21 protein-coding genes and 1 tRNA gene are annotated in these 21,916 nt (G+C 53.4%); 13 read left to right on the top strand and 9 right to left on the bottom strand.

The features are described from left to right. Positions 1-158: 158 nt before the first annotated feature. From B051_RS0119310 to B051_RS0119285, 6 genes are all read right to left on the bottom strand, one after another. Positions 159-1,697 carry a YifB family Mg chelatase-like AAA ATPase gene (locus B051_RS0119310; protein ID WP_018479877.1) on the bottom strand — a complete coding sequence of 513 codons (1,539 nt, stop codon included), beginning with the start codon at positions 1,695-1,697 and terminating at the stop codon, positions 159-161. A 138-nt stretch (positions 1,698-1,835) separates the two neighbouring features. Further along, on the bottom strand, positions 1,836-2,468 hold the full coding sequence (locus B051_RS0119305) for a hypothetical protein (protein WP_018479876.1): 633 nt from the start codon (positions 2,466-2,468) through the stop codon (positions 1,836-1,838). Positions 2,469-2,500: 32 nt separating this feature from the next. After that, the gene (gene lpcA / locus B051_RS0119300; RefSeq protein ID WP_018479875.1) at positions 2,501-3,073 is read right to left on the bottom strand and encodes a D-sedoheptulose 7-phosphate isomerase; all 573 of its coding nucleotides are present in this window, start codon (positions 3,071-3,073) and stop codon (positions 2,501-2,503) included. A 9-nt stretch (positions 3,074-3,082) separates the two neighbouring features. Next, positions 3,083-3,421: a hypothetical protein gene (locus B051_RS0119295; protein ID WP_018479874.1), complete on the bottom strand. Its 339-nt coding sequence runs from the start codon at positions 3,419-3,421 to the stop codon at positions 3,083-3,085. 128 nt (positions 3,422-3,549) lie between these two features. Further along, positions 3,550-5,388 carry an ABC transporter ATP-binding protein gene (locus B051_RS0119290; RefSeq protein WP_018479873.1) on the bottom strand — a complete coding sequence of 613 codons (1,839 nt, stop codon included), beginning with the start codon at positions 5,386-5,388 and terminating at the stop codon, positions 3,550-3,552. A 255-nt stretch (positions 5,389-5,643) separates the two neighbouring features. Next, positions 5,644-7,323 carry a hypothetical protein gene (locus B051_RS0119285; protein ID WP_018479872.1) on the bottom strand — a complete coding sequence of 560 codons (1,680 nt, stop codon included), beginning with the start codon at positions 7,321-7,323 and terminating at the stop codon, positions 5,644-5,646. Between the two features lie 191 nt (positions 7,324-7,514). Between B051_RS0119285 and upp the strand changes: the two genes are divergently transcribed. Both upp and B051_RS0119275 read left to right on the top strand, forming a co-directional pair. Beyond that, on the top strand, positions 7,515-8,177 hold the full coding sequence (gene upp / locus B051_RS0119280; RefSeq protein ID WP_157579118.1) for a uracil phosphoribosyltransferase: 663 nt from the start codon (positions 7,515-7,517) through the stop codon (positions 8,175-8,177). Between the two features lie 154 nt (positions 8,178-8,331). Continuing rightward, positions 8,332-8,784, top strand: coding sequence for a hypothetical protein (locus B051_RS0119275; RefSeq protein WP_245539671.1), 453 nt, complete (start codon positions 8,332-8,334; stop codon positions 8,782-8,784). A 107-nt stretch (positions 8,785-8,891) separates the two neighbouring features. On the opposite strand, the gene B051_RS0119270 is transcribed toward B051_RS0119275, so the two are convergent. Beyond that, the gene (locus B051_RS0119270) at positions 8,892-10,235 is read right to left on the bottom strand and encodes a DEAD/DEAH box helicase (protein WP_018479869.1); all 1,344 of its coding nucleotides are present in this window, start codon (positions 10,233-10,235) and stop codon (positions 8,892-8,894) included. Positions 10,236-10,377: 142 nt separating this feature from the next. On the opposite strand from B051_RS0119270, the gene B051_RS0119265 reads away from it, so the two are divergent. The 6 genes from B051_RS0119265 (at position 10,378) to B051_RS0119240 (ending at position 15,119) form a co-directional block, all read left to right on the top strand. Next, positions 10,378-11,712 (top strand): dihydroorotase, encoded by a 1,335-nt coding sequence (locus B051_RS0119265; RefSeq protein WP_026236540.1) that lies wholly within the window; start codon positions 10,378-10,380, stop codon positions 11,710-11,712. 9 nt (positions 11,713-11,721) lie between these two features. Next, positions 11,722-12,090, top strand: coding sequence for a DUF6980 family protein (locus tag B051_RS0119260; protein ID WP_018479867.1), 369 nt, complete (start codon positions 11,722-11,724; stop codon positions 12,088-12,090). Between the two features lie 132 nt (positions 12,091-12,222). Then, a tRNA-His gene (locus B051_RS0119255) sits at positions 12,223-12,298 on the top strand. A gap of 151 nt (positions 12,299-12,449) precedes the next feature. Further along, a complete protein-coding gene (locus tag B051_RS0119250) occupies positions 12,450-13,373 on the top strand; it encodes a PfkB family carbohydrate kinase (protein WP_026236539.1) in 924 nt (307 codons plus the stop codon). 155 nt (positions 13,374-13,528) lie between these two features. Then, positions 13,529-13,729, top strand: coding sequence for a hypothetical protein (locus B051_RS0119245; RefSeq protein ID WP_018479865.1), 201 nt, complete (start codon positions 13,529-13,531; stop codon positions 13,727-13,729). Positions 13,730-13,883: 154 nt separating this feature from the next. Beyond that, positions 13,884-15,119 (top strand): NAD(P)/FAD-dependent oxidoreductase, encoded by a 1,236-nt coding sequence (locus B051_RS0119240; protein ID WP_018479864.1) that lies wholly within the window; start codon positions 13,884-13,886, stop codon positions 15,117-15,119. Between the two features lie 4 nt (positions 15,120-15,123). Here B051_RS0119240 and B051_RS0119235 read toward each other — a convergent pair whose 3' ends face one another. Beyond that, the gene (locus B051_RS0119235; protein WP_018479863.1) at positions 15,124-16,848 is read right to left on the bottom strand and encodes a M61 family metallopeptidase; all 1,725 of its coding nucleotides are present in this window, start codon (positions 16,846-16,848) and stop codon (positions 15,124-15,126) included. Positions 16,849-17,024: 176 nt separating this feature from the next. Here B051_RS0119235 and rpmH point away from each other — a divergent pair, with 176 nt between their 5' ends. The 5 genes from rpmH to B051_RS0119215 all read left to right on the top strand — a co-directional run bounded on the left by rpmH (position 17,025) and on the right by B051_RS0119215 (position 20,662). After that, on the top strand, positions 17,025-17,183 hold the full coding sequence (gene rpmH, locus B051_RS22265; protein ID WP_071594924.1) for a 50S ribosomal protein L34: 159 nt from the start codon (positions 17,025-17,027) through the stop codon (positions 17,181-17,183). A gap of 54 nt (positions 17,184-17,237) precedes the next feature. After that, the gene (locus B051_RS0119230; protein WP_018479862.1) at positions 17,238-17,630 is read left to right on the top strand and encodes a ribonuclease P protein component; all 393 of its coding nucleotides are present in this window, start codon (positions 17,238-17,240) and stop codon (positions 17,628-17,630) included. 29 nt (positions 17,631-17,659) lie between these two features. Continuing rightward, positions 17,660-19,309 carry a S41 family peptidase gene (locus B051_RS0119225; protein WP_018479861.1) on the top strand — a complete coding sequence of 550 codons (1,650 nt, stop codon included), beginning with the start codon at positions 17,660-17,662 and terminating at the stop codon, positions 19,307-19,309. A gap of 133 nt (positions 19,310-19,442) precedes the next feature. Further along, entirely contained in the window at positions 19,443-20,141 is a 699-nt protein-coding gene (gene tsaB / locus B051_RS0119220) for a tRNA (adenosine(37)-N6)-threonylcarbamoyltransferase complex dimerization subunit type 1 TsaB (RefSeq protein WP_018479860.1), read from the top strand. 8 nt (positions 20,142-20,149) lie between these two features. Continuing rightward, positions 20,150-20,662, top strand: coding sequence for a DUF2480 family protein (locus B051_RS0119215; RefSeq protein WP_018479859.1), 513 nt, complete (start codon positions 20,150-20,152; stop codon positions 20,660-20,662). Positions 20,663-21,585: 923 nt separating this feature from the next. Here B051_RS0119215 and B051_RS22780 read toward each other — a convergent pair. Next, positions 21,586-21,916 (bottom strand): hypothetical protein (locus B051_RS22780; protein ID WP_211214363.1); only part of this gene is annotated, 331 nt, incomplete at its 5' end.

The raw sequence follows: 21,916 nt of genomic DNA, 5'->3' as shown, positions 1-21,916 counted from the left end.
GGTCAGGAGAAAAGTCTAAAAAAGAGGTTTGTCTCAGATGAAATACGGTGCAATAAACTGTTAGCAAAATAGGCGGCTTGAAATCAAGAAAGCGGCAGCTGATACAGCTGCCGCTTTATGTAATAAGCTATATATGAATAATTTGCAGGTTAGATGCTTTAGCCCGCCCACCCCTCTCTATCCAGGCTCCGGTACTGGATAGCTTCTGCTAAATGTTCAATTTTTATTTCTTCGTTTCCAGCCAAATCAGCAATCGTTCTGCTTACTTTCAGAATGCGGTCGTAGGCGCGGGCAGAGAGCCCCAGGCGCTCCATCGCCGTCTTGAGCAAAGCCCTGCCGGAGTCGGATACCTGGCATACCTCCTTCACCATTTGGGAAGGCATCATAGCATTGGAATGAATCTGGTCGAAGTCTTTGAAACGTTCCCGCTGCAGCTCACGTGCCGTCACTACGCGACTGCGGATAGTGCCGCTGTCCTCTGACTTGCGGGTGGCGGTCATCTCGTCAAACGTAACGGGCGTCACCTCCACATGTAGGTCAATACGGTCTAGCAACGGGCCACTCACCTTGTTGAGGTAGCGTTGCACAATGCCGGGTCCGCACACACACTCTTTAACCGGATGATTATAATAGCCACAGGGGCAGGGGTTCATGCTGGCAATCAGCATAAAGTTGGCCGGGAATTCCAAGGTGGTTTTGGCTCTCGAAATGGTCACCCGCCGTTCCTCCAGGGGCTGGCGCATCACTTCCAAGGCGGTACGCTTGAATTCAGGCAGTTCGTCCAGGAACAGCACGCCGTTGTGGGCCAGCGATATCTCACCGGGCTGCGGGATGCCACCGCCTCCCACCAAGGCCACATCGGAAATGGTGTGGTGCGGCGAGCGGTATGGCCTGGTAGAGAGGAGCGAAGATACCTCACCCAACTTGCCGGCCACCGAATGGATTTTGGTTGTCTCCAGCGCTTCGTGCATGGAGAGGGGCGGCAGGATAGAGGGCAGTCGCTTGGCCAGCATGGTCTTGCCGGCACCCGGAGGACCTATCATAATCACATTATGGCCACCGGCCGCCGCGATTTCCAGGGCGCGTTTGATGTTCTCCTGCCCCTGCACGTCTGAAAAGTCAGCGGCATACTGGTCTACGTTGCTCTGGAAAATGTCGCGGGTGTCTATGCGGAGTGGCGGTATGTCGGCTTGTCCGTTTAGGAAATCGATGGCCTCTTTGATGTTCTCCACCCCGATGATGTCCAGGTTGTTGACAATGGCGGCTTCATTGGCATTACGGGCGGGAAGAATGAACCCTTTGAAGCCCTCCTTGCGGGCTTGTATGGCAATGGGCAGCACGCCTTTGATGGGGCGGAGCGAACCATCGAGTGAGAGTTCGCCCATAATCATGTACTGCGACAACTTGTCTGGCGCCATTTGACCGGAGGCGGCCAGCATACCCATAGCAATGGTGAGGTCGTAGGCAGAGCCTTCTTTTCGTATGTCGGCAGGAGCCATGTTGATGATGGTCTTCTGGCGCTTCAGCTTATACCCGTACTGCGCTAGGGCCGACTCTATCCGCTGCTCTCCTTCTTTAATGGCGTTATCGGGGAGGCCTACCAGAAAATACTTGGCACCGGCACTTACACTTACTTCTACGGTCACGGTATAGGCATTTACGCCCTGCACGGCACTGCCAAACGACTTGATGAGCATACAATAGAGCTATAATCTATAGGATGATTTTTGATTGAGTTAGAGCCGGAACACTTGCTGCATGCAATTGATTCCGGTGCAGCGGCCTCATAAGTATAATTTTTTCAGGTATAGCAAGAAAGAGACACAAGCGGTGGCTCATTGCCCATCATAATACCGCAGGGTAGGGTGGACGGGAAGGTAGCTGTTTTTGGGAGAAAGACGCTTTTCATGCACTGTCATGGCGACGCATATGCTGTCTGGATAAACTATCTCAAAGCTGATGCCATCGGCAGGTGCCTCAAACAGGTATGCCGTTTCCTGATTTTCCCTGGTGTAAAAGGCTGTTCTGTGTAGCGGTGTAAAATCCCTTCGGATGCTGTCAATCGGAGAACCTGTGCGTATGCCGCCGGCCGTTTCGAAGTCTGGTGACGTGACGCGAATCTGCTGCGCTCTCATGGTTTCCTCTTCCCCCACGGTCGTCCTGACAAAAAAGATGTTCAGCTGGTGCTGTTTCGTAGCGGTTGAATCGGTATGCCAAGTGGAGAGCGCCTTTCCCATGGCTGCGTCACCTTCGTCGGGCTTGCCCAGAATGCCGTGTACCTGCTCCGGCGTCATCCCTAGCTTTATCAGGCCCACCCGCTCCCCCGGCACAATAAGGATGTCTGAGGATGGGGCAGTAGGGGTGACCTCAGGAGTCGTTGCGCTTTCCTGTGGTTGCTCCTCCTTATTGAGTGTATTGCAAGCGTGCAGCGTAAAGAGTAGTAGCAGAAGGCTGGCGAAGCGTGGCATGGCAAACGAAAAAGGTATGGTGGCTATACCTTCTACGTCAGTCGCTTCTCAATGAGTAAGATGAGGATGTGGATGACCTTGATGTGAATCTCCTGCACGCGGTCGGCGTAGCCCATGTGTGGCACGCGAATTTCTACATCGCATAGAGGGGCCAGCTTGCCGCCGTCCTTGCCGGTGAGGCCAACGACCGTCATGCCTTTGGCTTTGGCTGCCTCTGCGGCTTTGAGCACATTGGAGGAATTGCCGCTGGTGCTGATGGCCAGCAGCACATCGCCTGGGTTGCCCAGCGCCTCCAGATAGCGCGAAAACACGAAATCGTAGCCATAGTCGTTGCCTACGCAGCTCATGTGGCTGACATCGGAAATGGAGATGGCAGGTATAGCCCGACGGTTGTCGCGGTAGCGGCCGGTGAGTTCCTCAGCAAAGTGCATGGCATCGCACATGGAGCCGCCATTGCCGCACGACAGTATTTTGCCGCCTGCAGTGACCGCATCCGCCATGGCTGTGGCCGCCTTCTCAATGGAGGTAATGTTGGCTGGGTCGGCTATAAAGTTGGCAAGCGTCTCTTGCGCCTGTTTCAGTTCCGCTACTATTAGGTCGGTCATGTGTTGTGGTTAGTTACTGGCTACAGCCATCTCCATTCTGGATTCTCTGTAGCTGTTGCTTCTGAAAGCCTGCTTGCGCTCATACAAATCGGCTTTTAGTTCATTTATCTTTACCTGCGCCATGTGGCGGTCGTATCGGAGCGATGCAATGTAGAGCTTGCCAATCCAGAGTTTCAGCAGCATGAGCCCTGCGCCAATCGCGCCCAGTGATTTATATAGGATGAGTGTCTGTTCTTCTGTGGTGATGCTGAAGATGGCATTCTGGTCTAGCAGGTTGGTCAGCAAAAGTGCTATAAACACGGCATAGCAGAATGCCACTGCATCCGAGACTGTCTTAAGTGTTTTCATGCTTTGAACATAGGTTTTGGTGCAACAACGGGTCGGGCTAAACTATGAAAAAAGTATGACTTTCCCGAAGCGATGGCTCCAAAATTTACGCTAAAGCAAGTACTCGTACCATTAAAACGCTATTCCTGCTAGGACACCAGCTGCATCTGGGTGAGTTTTGCGTACAATCCGCTGTGCTGCAGCAGCTCCTCATGCGACCCGCGCTCAATTATCTGTCCCTGTTGTAAAACTACAATCTCATCGGCATGCTGGATGGTGCTCAGGCGGTGAGCTATCACAATGGAGGTCCTGTTCTTCATCAGGTTGGTCAGGGCTTCCTGCACCAGCTTCTCCGACTCGGTGTCGAGGGCCGAGGTCGCCTCATCCAATATGAGGATGGGCGGGTTCTGGAGTATGGCCCGCGCGATGCTCAGGCGCTGGCGCTGCCCGCCAGACAGACGTCCGCCGCGGTCACCAATCATGGTCTGGTAGCCGTCCGGTGTCTTGATGATGAACTCGTGAGCATTGGCGATTCTGGCGGCGGCTATCACTTCCTCCTCGGTGGCATCGGTCTTGTTAAAGGCGATGTTGTTGAAGATAGTGTCGTTGAAGAGGATGGATTCCTGCGTCACCACGCCCATTTTGTCCCGCACTGATTCCATGGTATAGTCCCGGATGTCGTGGCCGTCAATGAGGATTGCGCCCGCAGTAGGGTCGTAGAAGCGCGGTATCAGGTCGGCGAGAGTAGACTTGCCTCCTCCGGATGGACCCACCAGCGCAATGGTCTTGCCTTTCTCGATGGTCAGGTTGATATTTTGCAGCACGTTATGGTCGCCGTAGCTGAAGCTGACGTTTCGGAACTCTATCTCGTGCCGGAACTCTGGCAGCACTTTCGCGTCTGGCTTATTCTGGATAGCCGGCACGGTATCAATCACGCTCAGGATGCGGTCACCCGACACAAGGCCGCGCTGTATATTGCTAAAGGCGGCCGACATGGCTTTGGCCGGCACCAGCACCTGCGAGAACAACACGATGTAAGTGATAAAAGCCGCGGCGTCCAGTTCCGACTCCTGGTTCAGCACCATGGTGCCACCAAAGTATAGGAGCAAGGCTACTACCGTCACGCCCATGAACTCCGAGAAAGGGGAGGCCAAGTCGCGCTTGTTGGCGATGGAGCGCTGAATGCGGGCGTAAAGGTCGTTCTGCTGGTGAAACTTGTCCAGGATGTACGGCTCCGCGTTGAAAGCCTTGATGACCCGTATGCCGCTCAGCGTCTCGTCGATGATAGTCAGGATGAAACTCAGAGACTCCTGCCCTTGCTGCGCCGCACGCTTGAGACGCTTGGCTATACCTGCAATGAGCAAGCCGGATAGCGGGAGAAGAATCAGGGTGAAAAGCGTGAGCTTCACGGACATGGTGAACAGCACCACGAAGAAGGCGATGATGGAAATCGGCTCCCGGATGACCACGGTCATGGTGTTCACCACGGAGTTCTCCACCTCCTGTATGTCCACCGTCATGCGCGTCATCAGGTCGCCTTTGCGCTCGTTGCTGAAATAGCCCAAGTGCAGTTGGGTCACACGCTCATAAGTGGCATGGCGTATTTTCTTGACCACATGCGCCCGCAGCGCCCCGATTACGCGCAGCGCCAGGTACTTGAACAGGTTGGACAGGAAAACGGAGCAGGTAATGATGATGCAGACAAACAACAGCGCTCCCTTGCGGCCATACTCCAATATGGCCTGTCCGAAATGGAAGTTGAAGAAGTCCTTCAGAAAATCGATGGACAGGCTGAACTCCGGTTTCGTGGTAATCATGACGGCGGCATCAGCAGTGCCTACTTTACCGAAGAGCACGTTGAGCAGCGGAATGAGGAGCGTGAAGTTGAACAAGCCAAAGACAATGCCCAGCACGGTATAGATGGTATAGAGCGGCACGAAGCGGCCGTAAGGTCTTGCGAACTGCAGTATCCGGAGATAAGTCTTCATATGAACAGGTGCCGCCGCTGGTCTGCGAGCAACTCATAGCGGCAGGTCCGGGTGAAGGAGAGAGGCCTCTTCAACACACAGAAGGTTTTAAGTAGTAAGTAATTATACTGTTTGAGGCCTGCTATACCTGTGGTCAGCCAAGCCGCTGCAAAGATAGCTAATTTCGAACAGGTATGTGCACCGAGCCATCAAAACGAAAACGGGGAGCCTTTTGTGGTAAAGGCTCCCCGCTCAAGGTATAGCTATACCTGCTGGTTAAAACTCATGCAAACGCTGCGCAATGTTCCAGCGCAGCGCCACAGAGGTATAGACGGTGTTCTTATCTAATGTACTCACCTCGGCGTCGGTGCGGCGGATGATGCCTTTCAGGTCCACGAACAGGTTGTGCTTGAACTGGTACGTAGCCGTCAGGTCCAGGTGCAACTGATTGGCTGTGATGCCCTGCCCAATCTCGTGCCCGTAGGGGCCAGGCCTCAGGTTGTAGTCCAGGTTCACGTTGGTGCCCCAGTTGATGGTGTCGCCTTCTGCGGTGATCTCATCTATGCCATAGCGGGTGGCGATGGCCTTGCCCACCAGCTGCAGGCGTGGCAGCGGCTGGTAGCGCGCGATACCTATGAACTCATACAGGTTGGCCCCGGTAGGGTGCGCGAGCGGCTGGCGGTTGTGCTGGTAATTGGAGCTGCCGTCGCGGTGCTGATAGGTATAGGGGCGGATGATGTTCACCTCTCCCTGCAGGTCCAGGTTGGGGAGGCCGAATGCGTCGATGTACTTGGCACCAATCTGGCCGGCTTGCTTGTTCGCCCACCAGCCGTTGCCCGCCCGCACCTCGCTAAGCACGAATTCGTCGAGAACCAGCTGGCCGTAGAGCTGCGCGGTGTTGAACAGGTTCCAGCGGAAGTCTAATCCCAGCATGGCGTTGTCCTGGCTGCCCAGGTTGTGCTCCACGCTGCGGTAGAAGATGATGGGGTTCAGGTACTGCAGCTCAAACTTGCCTTTCTCGCGCCCAAAGATAATCTGCTCGAAAAGACCTACGTTGAAGTTGTCAGTCACGTTTACGCCGAGCCGGTGCAGGGCCATGTACTTCTTAGGTAACAAACGGTCGCCGCCGTTGCGGTTACGGTAGTCTGCGGTCAGTTCCTGGAACAGGTTCATGTAGTGCAGGCGCCATACGCGGGTGTTCAGTTTGAGAAAGAAGGCCGGGGGAGCATAGTCAGAGTAAACGAGTGAGCGGTAGCCGTCGCCGATAAAGTGGCGGTCGTGGCCTAACTGTATTTCCACGTGCTTGGAGAGCGAGTAGTTCAGATAGCCGCGCGCCGTGATGAAGTCGTAGCCATCTCCTTTAAACCGTTTCCAGAGACCTTCGTGCGGCACCACGCCATCGCGCTGGATGCGGTCCACCACATAGTCGGCAAATTTGGCCTGGTTCTCGCCGATGAAGGTATAGAAACCGAAGCGGTCATCGATGCTGCCTTCCACTTGCACGCCCCGCGTGTTCACGTAGCGCATGCCGTTGCTCTGGTTGTCATTGCCCAACTCCAGGTGCAGCACCGGATTCACGCGGACGGTAAAGTCCTCTGATTCGTAGTGGAACAAATCAGTCTTGTTGCGGTACAAGGCGTTGAAGATGGGCCGCTGGCTGATGTTGTCGTTGTCCTGCGTGGTATAGTTCCAGTTGTCGTTGAGCAGGTACTGGATGTTGAACATGTCCGCATTGGAGCGCGGCTCGCCGGTGGCTGCCTCGGCTAGCTCGGCTACTTCCCTTCTGCCAATCGGGCGTACGCTGGTGTGCAGTTGCGGCACCTTGGTCCCAAGCTTTATCTGGTAGCGGTCTATCAGGTGGTAGGTATCGCGGTCATAAGGCACGTACACGTCCTGTGCCTGAACCGTAGGTATAGCCAGCAGGCCAAGCGCCAGAGCGGCGAGTATGTTTCTCATAAATAGCTGTTTCAGTTTGGGCGCAAAGTTATCAATCTGCAGGCAATCTACTCAACATGTACTCATATAGTTATGAAAGATAGGTGTTTTTGCAGGCAATTGACGATGTAGTACCGCTTGCAGATGAACGTTTTTGGGCGGCATGAATTGCCAGGACCATGAAAGGCCGTATCTTTATCAGACAAACCACGATGCGTATGCAAAACCAGAACCTGCACATCCTCACCGAAAAGCCATCGCTCGCCAACCACTTTGTAGCCGAGCTGCGCGATATCTCCGTTCAGCACGATAGCTTGCGCTTCCGCCGAAACTTGGAGCGCCTGGGTGAGCTGCTGGCCTACGAGATTTCCAAGACGCTGCCCTATGAGACCCGGGAGATAGCCACGCCGCTTGCCTCCACCCAAACACAGCTGCTGGCGGAGCAGCCCGTGCTGGCCACTATCCTGCGGGCCGGTCTGCCGCTTTACAATGGCATGCTCAACTACTTTGATAAGGCCTACAGCACGTTTGTGGGCGCCTACCGGGTGGAGGAGCAGAACACGGAGCTGCAGATTAACATGGAGTACCTGGCCTCCACCGACATCCACGACAAAATCCTGATTCTCGCGGACCCGATGCTGGCCACAGGCCGGTCGCTGGTGAAGTCCTACAAAGGAATGCTGCGCCACGGCAAGCCGATACAGGTGCACTTCGCGGCGGCCATCGCCTCGCCGGAGGGAGTGGCCCATGTGCAGCAGGAGGTGCCGGAAGCGCATATCTGGCTTGGGGCCATGGACGAGCGCCTCAACGAAAACTTCTACATCGTGCCTGGCCTGGGCGATGCCGGCGACCTGGCGTTTGGTCCCAAGGTATAGGCCGTGTCTAGTCACATGGTTTCCCGGCTGCGCCACTGGCTGTGGCTTGCGGCTGAACGTCTCAAATATTCGTGTCAACGGGGTGTGCCGTATTTAGGCTCCTGCGTATAAACGTTGTGGCAATTGAAGCCAGACCCATAAACAAGATAGACCAGTGGCTGAGGAGATTCTAAAATATATGTCGGTGTACTTCATCAGCATGATTAAATTCATCGGAGGGCCTATGGCGGGTATTTCCTTGAAGCTCTCGTACATGGAGACGGTGTTGTTCACCGTGGCCGGCATGATGACGAGCGTCATCGTGTTCTCCTTCATTGGGCGGGCTGCCTCCCGGTGGTACTCCAATTACCGGCGCGAAAAGAAGAAACCCGTGTTCGGGAGCAAGAGCCGGCGCATCGTCCGGATATGGAGCAGCTTTGGCGTGATTGGGGTGGCCTTCCTCACGCCACTCCTGCTTACGCCGGTGTTCGGAACCATCGTGGCGGCTGTGTTCGGAGTGCCCAGGCGGAGCATCATCCTGCACATGCTCTGGAGTGCCGTGCTTTGGAGCTTCCTGCTGACCTACATGGTGTTCGAGTTCCAGGAAGTGGCCCTGCAGTATTTTTAGGTATAGACATACCTGGATTTGCCAACTATACCTATACCTGACCTTGCAGCTATACCTGATAACATAAAAAGAAAGCGCCAGCCGAAACCTCGGCTGGCGCTTTCTTTTTAGCGTTTCTTCTTTTTCGTTTTTTCCCAGAACGAGGCTTTCGGGTCGCGTTTGCTCTTAGTAGGCCGCTTTTTAGGTATGGCTTTCTTCTCGTGGAATGCTCCTTTGAAGTCTGGGTTCGCGCTGCGCTTCTGGTGGTCGATGTCGCGGGCGATGGCCTGCTGCTCCTCGAAAGGCGTCTCGTGCATCTTCACCTCCTCCGGCATCGGTTCCTCCGGAATCTGCATGCGGATGAGCTTTTCAATCTTGCGGATGTGGTACATCTCAGCCGGGTTGGCAAATGTGATGGCGGCTCCTTCATTCTCGGCGCGGCCCGTGCGTCCGATGCGGTGCACGTAATCTTCGTACACGAACGGCACGTCGAAGTTGATTACATGGCTCACCATGGTCACGTCTATACCTCTGGAGGCCACATCCGTCGCCACCAGGAAGCGCACATCGCCGCCTTTGAAGGCCTCCATGGAGTTGATGCGGGTGTTCTGGCCTTTGTTGCCGTGTATGGCGCGCACCTCGCCGTACTCGCGGCGCTCCAGGAACTTGGCTACATCTTCTGCGTTTTTCTTGCTGCGCGTGAAGATGATGACCCGGTTGAATGTCTCTTTATCCTTAATCAGGTGCTCGAGCATCGCGATTTTAGTGCGCAGGTTTGGCACCTGGTATAGCACCTGGCTCACCGTCTCCACGGGGGTGGCTTGCGGCGTCACTTCTATGCGGGTCGGGAACTCCAGGAACTCCTCTGACAGCTCCACCACCTTAGGGTGCATGGTGGCCGAGAACAGCAAATTCTGGCGTTTGCGCGGCAGCACCTCCAGCAGCTGACGGATTTGGGGCATAAAGCCCATGTCCATCATTTTGTCGGCCTCGTCAAGCACCAGCGTCTTAAGCTCCTTCAGAATCAGCTCTCCTTTCAGGTATAGCTCCATGAGGCGCTTGGGTGTGGCCACGAGTATGTCAACGCCGTTGTTGATGGTTTCAATCTGTGTCTTCGGGCCGAGGCCACCGTAGATGACGGTATGGCGCAGGTCGGTATACTTGCCCAGCAGGCTGATGTTCTCCTCTATCTGCATGGCCAGTTCGCGGGTGGGAGCCAGTATGAGGGCGCGCGGGTTGGTGCCTTGCGCATACTTCACCTTCATGAGAATCGGCAGCAGAAACGCGGCAGTCTTGCCCGTCCCGGTCTGGGCGATACCCATTACATCGTGGCCGCCCATGATGACCGGAATCGCCTTCAGCTGAATGGGTGTGGGCTTCTCATAACCGGCATCGGCGATGGCGTTCAGCAGCTGTTTGTTCAGCTTAAAATCCTCGAACGTGGTCACTTCTTTCTCTGCTTCTTCTGCCATGGGTCTGGTAATATTCTTTGTACTTATTTACAAAAGTACGGGAATTTTATGGTTGGGAGGCAAAGAGACTCCAGACGGGGCCGTAAAACGTGATTTCATCCGTATATTAGCCGATATCAAAGCCGCCGTGAAAACACTTTCTATGAAATCCATCCTCATCCAGAACGCCCAACTCGTAAACGAAGGAAAAACCACCACAGCCGATGTGCTGATTCAAAACGGGCGCATCACCCAGATTGGTCCAGGTATAGCTACCGAAGCCGACGAGACCATAGACGCCACTGGGCTATACCTGCTGCCCGGCGCCATCGATGACCAGGTGCACTTCCGGGAGCCGGGCCTGACGCATAAGGCCAACATCGAAACAGAGGCCAGAGCGGCCGTGGCGGGAGGCGTCACCTCGTTCATGGAGATGCCCAACACCGTTCCCAACACCGTAACGCAGGAGCTGCTGGAGGAGAAGTATAAGTTTGCTGCCGAAACCTCGCTGGCCAACTACTCCTTTTATATGGGCGCCACCAACGACAACCTGTCTGAGGTGCTGCTCACCAACCCCAACACCGTCTGCGGCATCAAGATTTTCATGGGCTCCTCCACGGGCAACATGCTCGTGGATAACGAGGAGACGCTGGAGCAGATTTTCTCCAGGGCAAAACTGCCCATCGCCGTGCATTGCGAGGACGAGCAGACCATCCGCGACAACATGGCCATCTACGAAGAGAAGTATGGTGATGACATACCGGTGAAGTGCCATCCCGAAATACGTAATGAAGCCGCCTGTTTCAAGTCGTCGTTCCTGGCGGTGAAGCTAGCCGAGAAGCACAACACGCGTCTGCACATCCTGCACATCTCTACCGAGGAGGAACTGAAGCTGTTCCGCAACGACATCCCGCTGGAGCAGAAGCGCATCACAGCCGAGGTATGCGTGCACCACCTCTGGTTCGACAAAGAAGACTACGATACATTCGGTACGCAAATCAAGTGCAACCCAGCCGTGAAGGAGCATCGCCACAAAGAAGGCTTGCTGCAGGGATTGTTGGAAGATAAACTGGATGTCATCGCGACAGACCACGCGCCGCACCTGTGGGAGGAGAAGCAGGGCAAATACAAACAGGCGCCAAGTGGGGTGCCGCTGGTGCAGCACTCGCTGCAGATGATGCTGGAGTTCGTGAAGCAAGGCAAGCTGACAATCGAGAAGGTGGTGGAGAAGATGGCGCATGCGCCGGCGATTTTGTTTAATGTGCGCGAGCGCGGCTACATCCGGGAAGGCTACTGGGCTGACCTGGTGCTAGTGAATCTGGACAAACCTTACACCGTGACGAAAGACAACACCTATTATAAGTGCAGCTGGTCGCCGTTCGAGGGCCATACCTTTGGCAGCACCATCACCCATACCTTCGTCTCGGGCCACCTGGCCTTTGCCGACGGAGCGTTTGATGAGAGCAAAAAAGGGGAGAGGCTGCTGTTCGACCGCTAAGGTATAGCCATGGAACTAGAGCGATTCAAAGAACTGCATGCCCGCTTTTTCGGGAAGGAGTTGCCGGAGGAAGTGCTGGCTTCAGAGGAGTACGAGGCTTACAGTGAGGCCATACACGAAGACGAGGCCTGCTATACCTGGGCCACTGCCGAGAAGTTGAAAAGCAAGGGCTTCGACTACGGGAACTACTGCTGCCTGATGCTGGCCGACAAGGTATATGAAAGCCTGGATGAGGACGGCGAAATCCGATATGGCAACCCGGAAGTGGTCATCAACAAATGGGACGAAGGGCTGTACGGTATACCGGTGCACAATGGCAGCGCCACCATGGTGGTCATCAACTACTGCCCGTGGTGCGGCACCAGGCTAAGCGTGTAGGCGCTATACCTAACCCAGTGCGATTGTAAGTCCAAAGGCCACAGCGAGATAAGATATTTCATGCAAAAAAATGCGAACCACGTATTGTAAATAAGAAAACGGCACGTATATTTGCATTCTCAAACGAGACACGGTGGTTGTAGCTCAGTTGGTTAGAGCACCAGATTGTGATTCTGGGGGTCGTGGGTTCGAGACCCATCTTCCACCCGAAGCCCTTGAAGCAAACCTTCAAGGGCTTTTTTGTTTAACTTTGTTTTGAAATACGGGCCCCTTTTATCCAGACAGTAGAGGCAATAGCCAAGCTGCTGACGTGGCCTCCCATTCATGAGTTGTAATTCATCATCGTAATTGAAAAAAATATGAGCTTAGTAGTAGTCGGTTCTATGGCGTTCGACGCGCTGGAGACTCCCTTCGGAAAAACAGATAAGATAGTGGGCGGTGCGGCGACCTATATCTCCCTCTCAGCCTCTTATTTCGTGAAGCCTGTGAATGTGGTGTCCGTAGTGGGCGGAGATTTCGACCAGGACCACATCCAGCTGATGCACGAGCGCAACATCAGCACCGAAGGCGTGCAGGTGAAGGAAGACGAGAAGTCCTTCTTCTGGTCAGGCCGCTACTTCAACGACATGAACAGCCGCGAGACGCTGGTGACGGAGCTCAACGTGCTGGGCGATTTCGACCCCATCATACCGGAGTCGTACCAAGGTTGCGAATACCTGATGCTGGGCAACCTGGCGCCTCAGGTGCAGCGCACGGTGTTGGAGCGTCTGACTAACCGCCCGAAGCTCATCGTGATGGACACTATGAACTTCTGGATGGACATCGCTATGGAGGAGCTGCAGAAAACCATCGCGCTGGTAGACGTGCTTTCCATCAACGACGAAGAAGCACGCCAACTGAGCGGGGAGTATTCCCTGGTGAAGGCGGCTCGCAAAATCATGGCGATGGGACCTAAATACCTCATCATCAAAAAAGGCGAGCACGGTGCCTTGTTGTTCCATGAGGAGAAAGTATTCTTCGCGCCGGCTCTGCCGCTGGAGGAAGTGTTTGACCCAACCGGAGCAGGCGATACCTTCGCGGGTGGTTTCATCGGCTACATAGCCAAAACAGGCGACATCAGCTTCGAGGGCATGAAGCGCGCCATCATCCATGGCTCAGCGCTGGCTTCGTTCTGTGTGGAGAAATTCGGTACGGAGCGCCTCAAGAACCTGAGCCAGCAAGAGATTGACAACCGCGTGCAGCAGTTCGTGAGCCTGGTGAAATTCGATACCGTATTGCAGTAGATTATAATAGGTATAGCACACAGAAAGGGGAGGCTTCGGTCTCCCTTTTTGCGTTTCGTAGGCGTTGCACACTGGCTCATGATGATATAAAATGCAACAAAGTATGGCTAACAGGGGTAAACCTATACTGTATACACCAATACAGGAGACAAACGATGAGCATACAAAATCAAAATAAAAAGACGCAGGACGAACTGAAGAAGAACAATCCGCAAGGAGAGGACCCAAACAAATTGATGGGTAATATTGAAGACAATCCTGTTAGGAACGCTACTAACGACAGCGAAACCAAAGTGCAAAACCCGAACCGAAACCTCGCTAAAGGCGGCAATAACATGCCTTACGATAAAAAGTAGCTTTAGAGAGACCAAAATAAGACTATGAAAATTGAGAGGGGAGGAAGGCCATACAGGCCTTCCTCTTCTTGTTTTATAGCTGGCTTTTTTGACTGCCATGGTGCCAGGCTGGAAATTGCTTCTTATTTTTAGCCCCCTTCACTAGAAGAGCACTATGCAGCACCACGACATTTGTATACTGGGCGCCGGACCAGGAGGCGCTTCCGCAGCACTGCACCTAGCCAACAAAGGCATCCCGTCCGTTCTGATAGACAAAGCCGTTTTCCCCAGGGACAAGGTATGCGGCGATGCGCTCAGCGGCAAAGTGGTGAGCGAGCTCAAACGCATCTGCCCGGATTTACCCGCTGTGCTAAGCCAACAGGAGTCACAGCTGCCTTCCTGGGGCATCCATTTCGTCTCTCCGGCCGGGTATAAGCTGAGCGTTCCTTTCAAGTACAATTACAACCCGGAGCAGGACGTGCCATCCGGCTACATCTCCAAAAGAGTCGATTTCGATAATTTCCTGGTGGAGGAGGCGAAGAAGCGCCCTGAAATCACCTTGCTGGAAGGTATAGACGTCGCCTCTGTCGAGAAGGCAGAGGGAGGGTACCTGCTGACAGACAAAAGTGGAAGCCTCCAATTAACAACGCGTCTGTTGATTGCGGCCAATGGAGCGCATTCGTCCTTCGCCAGGCAGCAGGCCGGTATAAAGCAGGAGCCGGAGCACTACTGCGCCGGATTGCGCGCCTATTACAAAGGCGTGCAGGGGCTGGACAAAGACAACTTCATCGAGCTCCATTTTCTCAAAGATTTCCTGCCAGGCTACTTCTGGATTTTCCCTCTTCCGGGTGGCTACGCCAATGTGGGGGTGGGTATGCTGAGCGAGACGGTGAGCCAGAAAAAAGTGAATCTGAAGAAAGAGATGCTGCGCATCATCGCCACGCACCCCGAGTTCCAGCAGCGCTTCGCTGGAGCAGAGCTAGTAGGCGACATCAAAGGATATGGTCTACCGCTGGGCTCCAGGAAGCGGGTGATTTCAGGGGACAACTACATGCTGGTAGGCGATGCGGCTTCGCTCATCGACCCGTTCACCGGCGAAGGCATCAGCAATGCCATGATTAGCGGCCGCTGGGCAGCCACACAAGCCGAGCTGTGCCTGCAGCAGCAGGACTTCTCTGCTGATTTCATCCAAGGCTATGACAAAGCGGTGTATAACCGCCTCTGGAAAGAGCTCAAGCTAAGTCGCCGCATGCAGCGCCTGCTCAACTACCCGTGGCTGTTCAACCAGGTGGCCAGCAAAGCATCCAAGAACCAGGCGCTGGCCGAGACCATCTCCTGCATGTTCACCGATTTGGATTTGCGGGAGCGACTAAAGCAGCCATCCTTCTACCTGAGGCTGCTTTTCAACTAACCTACTAAAACTCCTGCTTCAGCCAAAGCTGGAAGTTCTGCTTCTCTTCAGTAGTGGCGTCCGCACGTTTGGCTACGGTATACCTGGTATAGAAAGTCTGCTGACCAGGCTGCAGTTTTACTTGGCGCAGCTGCTTGTTGCGGAACAAAGTCAGCTCCATAGTTTGGCCCAGGTATAGGTCCGCTAGCAGCGGCTGCAGGTTCTGCTCCAGTTTTCGTCCGTTCACGGCTACCAATTCATCGTCCACGCTCAGTACAGTACTGGCAGGCGAGTCAGGTGCTATAGCCGACACCTTCGTGAGTTGGTTATCTGCAACAACCTTGAAGCCGAACAGCCGCTCGTACAGCAGCGGGTTCTCCTCTGCCTGCAGCGTGCAGCCTATGTAGTGGAGCGCTTCATCCAAGGCTTGTTCTATAGGCGAAGTCCCATAAATGTATTGCTCGAAATACGACCGAAAATCCTCTCCACCGATACGCAGCACCAAGTTTTCATAATCTTCCTCGCTATACCCATTGGCGCGTTTCCCATACTCTTCCCACAGGTGCCGCATCACGGTATCCAGGCTAGCTGCATTGCTAGTGGCTTGCCGCAGTTGCAGGTCAAGCAGCAGGGCGGTCAGAGCTCCTTGGATGTAGATAGACACCTTTCGGTCAGGTATGCCGGGTTTATAACCATCCAGCCACAGGTCGAAAGAGGAGTCGGCTACGGAGAGGTGGTGGTGGCCATAATCAGCGAAGTAGCGTTGCAGGGTGGTATTCAGTTCCTCGAAATACTGTGTGGCCGAGAACACGCCGGAGCGGGCTAGCATGTAGTCGCCGTAGTAGGTGGTGACGCCTTCGGCTACATAGCCCGTCCGGAAGTAGTTCTCACCAGTGAAGTCGTAGGGCAGCATTTCCTTCGGCCGTATCTGTTTCACGTTCCAGGTATGGAACAGCTCGTGTGAGCTTACGCCCAGAAACTCCTTGTACAGCGCCGGCGTCATCAGCAGTTCGCCCTGGCCCAGCGTGATGACGGTAGAGTTGCTATGCTCAACGCCATGGTAGAAGCGGTAAGGCAGGATTTCGTTCAGGTAGTGGTAATCAGCTACAGGGAAATCACCGAACACCTCCAATTGCTCTTGGGTGAAAGCCTCGAAATCCTTTTTAATCCTTTCCCAGTCCGGGCGGCAGTCGCCCTGTATCCAGATATGGAAGGGTATACCTGCTACCGTATAGGTTTCCTGCTGCAAGGTGGCGCTGGCGATGAGGGGGCTATCTACCAGTTGGTCGTAGTTGGTGGCCTGCAGGGTATGGCGCTCCGTCTCCTTCAGTCCGCAGGCAATCTGCCAGTCGTCTGGCAAGTGGAGTTGGAGTAGCTGGGGCTCCTGCTCGCGTCCCTCCACCGCCATCAGGCAGTTGATGCCGTTCAGGTATAGCTGCTCCTCGTCCAGCCAGGAGCCGCCCCCGTCCATCTGCCGGGCATAAAAGCTATACCTGATTTCCACTGTCTCAGCTCCGCCTGCCTCCACTAGCCACTTGTCCTTAGTCACCTTCCGGACAGGTATAGCGTGGCCATTGGCGCTGGCCGTAACACCGCGCAACTTTTGGGCAAAGTGCTGGAGTTCGTAGCGGCCGGGGCGCCAGGCCGGGAGTTGCAGGTATAGCTCCTGCTGTGTCTTGCCAGGTATGGATAGAGTAATGTCCAGAAAGTGCGTGAGCGGGTTGGAAAAGCTGATGTGGTGCCGAATCATGGGATAAGTTTTTTACTCGCTTCATACGAAGAGAGCCTTCAGGTGAACAGTTATAGCCGATTTTGACGCTGCCGGAGCGTAAATTGGTGTATTTTTACAAATATTATAGAAGATGGATTGCTAATTTAGAAAAGCTTCCCTAATTTTGCAGGCCATAATAAAACCATTGGCAGACGATGAAAAGAACATTCCAGCCTTCTCAGAGAAAAAGAAGAAATAAGCACGGTTTCAGATCTAGAATGGAAACCGCTAACGGTAGAAGAGTGCTCGCTAGCAGAAGAGCGAAAGGCAGAAAGAAACTTTCCGTTTCTGACGAAAGAAGACACAAGGCTTAATTTCGGCTTGCGCTTTGCCCAGCCCGGAGCCGCTCAATTGAATGGATCCAGCACATGACTGAGCAGGCAGAGCAACCGAATTCCTATACATTTTCGAAAGAAGAACGCTTGTGCAGTAAGCGGCTTATCTCGCTGCTGTTTAGCAAGGGTTCTTCTTTTAATTTGTATCCCCTCAGGTTTGTACATTACTCTCCTGAAGACCTTCTATCCGAGAAAACGCAGTTGGTTATATCCGTGTCGAAGCGCAACTTCAAACGCGCCGTCGACCGCAACCGCCTGAAGCGCCAAGTGCGTGAGGCTTACCGCCTCAACAGGCACATTCTATCCCAACACCAGGAGCAGGCTCCCCGCCTCCTTGCCATCATTTATATAGGCAAGGAAAAAAAATCCTTTGATACAATCCAAAAAAAACTAATTTCCGGTTTGGAACGTTGTTTGATTAAGTAGTCTTACCTCGTCCTCAAACCTGAAATAGTATGTACAAAAAGTCTATAGCCGGCCTTGTCATAGGCTGCCTTGCGCTCACACTGGTTTCTTTTAAATCAGAATCTGAGCGCTATTTCGAGATTGCCAAAAACCTAGATGTTTTTGCCACCCTTTTCAAAGAGGTAAACACCTACTACGTGGACGAAGTGCCGCCTGCCAAACTGGTGCGCACAGGTATAGATGCGATGCTCAAGTCGCTTGACCCGTACACGAACTACATTCCTGAGGACGATATCGAGGATTTCCGTACCATGACCACTGGTCAGTATGGCGGTATAGGTGCGCTCATTGGCAGCCGCAACGGCAAAGTCATGGTGCAGATGCCGTATGAGAACTCGCCCGCCCACAAGGCTGGTCTGGTGATAGGCGACGAGATTGTGAAGATTGACGGCGTGAATGTTTCCAACAAGACTACATCTGAAGTAAGCAAGCTGCTCAAAGGCCAGGCGAACTCTACCATCAAACTGGAGGTGCGCAGCTACGGCCAGACCAAACCCCGCACTGTAGAACTGACCCGCGCCAACATCATGGTGGACAACGTGCCCTATTACGGCATGCTGGACAAGGAAATAGGTTACTTCCAGCTTTCAGGCTTCACCGTGGACGCATCCAAAGAGGTGCGCACTGCCGTTCAGAAGCTGAAGGAGCAGGGAGCGAAGAAAATCATCTTCGACCTGCGCGACAACCCGGGTGGTCTGTTGCACGAGGCAGTGAACATCTCCAACCTGTTTGTTGACAAAGGAAAAGACATTGTGAGCACCAAAGGCAAAGTGAAGGAGTGGAACAAGACATACAAGGCCTTGGACGAACCGCTTGACAAGGAGATTCCGCTCGTTATCCTGACCAGTTCCCGCAGTGCCTCGGCTTCTGAAATCGTAGCCGGCGTGATGCAGGACTATGACCGGGCCGTGCTGGTGGGAGAGCGCACCTTCGGGAAAGGGTTGGTGCAGGCTACCCGTCCGCTATCCTATAACTCCCAATTGAAAGTGACGACAGCCAAGTACTACATCCCAAGTGGCCGCAGCATACAGGCCATCGACTATACCCACCGCAACGAAGACGGTAGCGTAGGCAAGATTCCAGATTCGCTTCGCGTTGCTTTCAAAACAGCCACCGGCCGCGTGGTGTACGATGGCGGCGGGGTGAGCCCGGACGTGGAGGTGGAGCGCACAACTTTCTCTGATATCGCAAGGGCCATCGCCTCTAAAGGTTACTTCTTCGAGTACGCCAACAAATACAGAGCCGAGCACCCCTCTATTGCACCTGCCAAGGACTTCAAAATGACCGATGCAGATTATCAGAAGTTCATAGCATACCTGGAGGATAAGGATGTATCCTATACCACCAAAGTAGAGCGCGAGTTAGAGGAACTGTCTGAGAAGGCGAAGGAAGGAAAGCACCTGGATGATATAAAAGGAGAACTGGCTACCATCAGGAAGAAAGTGTCCCATAACAAGGCTAACGACCTGACCAGGTTCCGTACCGAGATTCAGGAAATGCTGGAAGCCGAAATCGCCTCTCGCTATTACCTGCAGAAAGGCTACATCGAGTCCTCGTTTGATGATGACCCGGACATCCTGATGGCGAAACGGGTGCTAACCGACTCTCAGGAGTACGCCTCATACCTGAAGCTGAAGTAAACGACATAAGTCCGACGAGAGGGTGGTGCTGCCAAGGTGCCACCCTCTTTCTTTGTAGGTATAGCATAAAGCTGGCTTTTTGTTTCTTGCCTTTCGTGCAGTACTTTTGTAGATACATTATATAGAATAACGCATGTCCTTTCTGCTCGCGCTCGAAACCTCTTCCACTGTCTGTTCCGTCGCCTTGTTCAAGGGAGCCGATTTGCTGGGAGCTTCAGAGTTGCAAATTGAGAAATCACACTCCTCCCACATCACCGTTATGATTTCCCAGTTATTGGAGAATTGTGGGGTGGAGCTGAGGCAGCTGAGCGCAGTGGCCGTATCGGGCGGCCCGGGTTCCTATACCGGTTTGCGGATAGGAAGCTCAACCGCCAAAGGCCTTTGCTACTCCCTCGACATCCCGCTGCTGGAAGTGTCAACCTTGTATGGACTGGCCTTGCAAGCAGTACAGCATGTACCAAATGCGGAAGAGTATCTGTTTTGCCCGATGCTCGATGCCCGGCGTATGGAAGTCTATACCTGCCTGTTGAATGCTAGCCTAGAAGAGCAACTGCCCATAGCGCCTGTCATTCTGGATGAAGATACATTCAAGAAGCAGCTGGAAGAACATCGGATTGTCTTCTTTGGGAGTGGGGCAGCTAAGTTCAAGAATTTGGTCGGTGAAAATAAGAATGCGTTGTTCATAGAGGGGATACAGCTCTCGGCAAAACCGATAGGCCAACTTGCCCTAGCTAAGTATGAGCAACAGGCCTTTGAAGACGTGGCCTATTATGAACCCTTCTACCTAAAGGATGTTTATATAACAAGTGCGAGTAAGAACATTATTAAATAGTCAACACGATGTCAGAGATAATAAATAAGGTAGCACAAAGCGCGCTGGTAACATTCAACCTGGAAGAACTGCTTCACCCAGGCGAGCGTGTAGTGTATGATATAAAGGATAACCTTTATATGGGGCTCATCCTGCGCGAAAAAGACTTCAGGGCTTTTGTAAAAGACAACGACTGGTCTGTATACGCTGGTAAAAACATAGCTATACTTTGCTCAGCTGATGCGATTGTGCCGACTTGGGCCTATATGCTTTTGGCAACCAAGCTGCAGGCATATGCCAACTACTATGTTTTCGGGGACCTGGAGGCATTGGAGCAGGCACTCATGCAAGAGGCAATCTCCAAGATAGACCCAGAGGAGTATAGAGATGCCAAAGTAGTAGTGAAAGGTTGCGGCAGCATACCTGTCCCGACCTACGCTTATGTGGAAATCATGCGTAAGCTATTACCGGTTACCAGCAGCCTCATGTATGGAGAGCCCTGCAGCACCGTACCACTCTATAAAAAACCAAAAGCAATTTAATCGAATAGTAAAGCTAAAAGCAGAAGCCCCGTTCTATAAGGCGGGGCTTCTGCTTTTATATAGGCTATACCTGAAAACCATAAGGGAGACGATAGCAGGAGAAATATCATACCATTACAATATCAGATAGCATCATCAAAGAGAATTCTAAATTAGACCTTCATCCTGCTCAAGATGGGAGAAACATCTGGAAGAATATTTAATCAACAGGAACTTCTAAATGCGCTAAAGCAGTTATATCTCTTGCGTAGCAGTATAAAGGCTAATGGGGTATGGGGAAATCCACAGGCAATAATCATAAATGTCTCCTTGTACAAATTAGGTAAGCGCAAGTAAAAATGCAGTGAAGAGCTGCAAAAGCATTTCGATTGAAGAGCAAAGGTAAGTAATTCCTGTAGGGGAGGGGTAGGTTAATAGAAACCCCAAACTTTCTTTTGAAAGAATCCCGCAGCGGCTGAGGGGCTTAAGGGGAACCGCCCCTCGGGGAAGGTGAGAGTTCGCCCGGGGCGCTTGCAAATCCGGGAACGCTCCCTACCTTTGCACTCCCTCCACGAGAGCGGGGGGCGGGCGGCCGGCGGGGCCGCCGACAGAAGGGACTGAAAGAAGGCGGAAATTTTTTCCCTCCCCGCTTGCGGATACGGAAAAGCTGCTTACCTTTGCGTCCCCTTCGGCAGGAAGGGCCTGAGGGGCGGAGGCAGAACAGCGGCCGAGAAGAGGGAAAAAACTTTGGCCGGGTGCTTGCGGAAACGAAACTTCTTCCTACCTTTGCAGCCCGCTTCAGCAGGAGGCGTTCGAAGGCCTCTTCCTGACAGGGGGCGACCGGAGAAAGAAGAGAGAAAAAAAGTCGCCCTTGGGTGTTGCGGATACGGAAAAGGTTGCTACCTTTGCAGCCCGCTTCGGCAGGAGGCGTTCCAAGCAACCTCTCAGCAGAGGGTAAAAGGAAAGAGAGAAAAAAGTTTCGCCTGGCTGTTTGCAAGTTCAAAAAGGTTGCTTACCTTTGCAACCCGCTCTGAAACGAAGGTTTCGAAGGGGCCTCCCAGCCAGACGGGCCGGGGAGAAAGAGAAAAAAAAGTCAGTGTTTTTGTTGCAAAGAGGAAAATGTTTCCTACCTTTGCACTCCGCAAACGAGGGCAGCCCGGTTCGGAGACAACGACAACACGAGTGAGTGGCCTGCGGGCCGGCCCTGCAGAAGAGCAGGGCGCAACTGGGAGAAGTAGTCTTCCGGAAAGTTCTTTGAGAGACTGTGAGATAGAA

The organism is Pontibacter roseus DSM 17521 (assembly GCF_000373265.1).
In the GTDB taxonomy this organism is placed as follows: domain Bacteria; phylum Bacteroidota; class Bacteroidia; order Cytophagales; family Hymenobacteraceae; genus Pontibacter; species Pontibacter roseus.
This window is presented reverse-complemented; position numbering and strand designations above follow the sequence as displayed.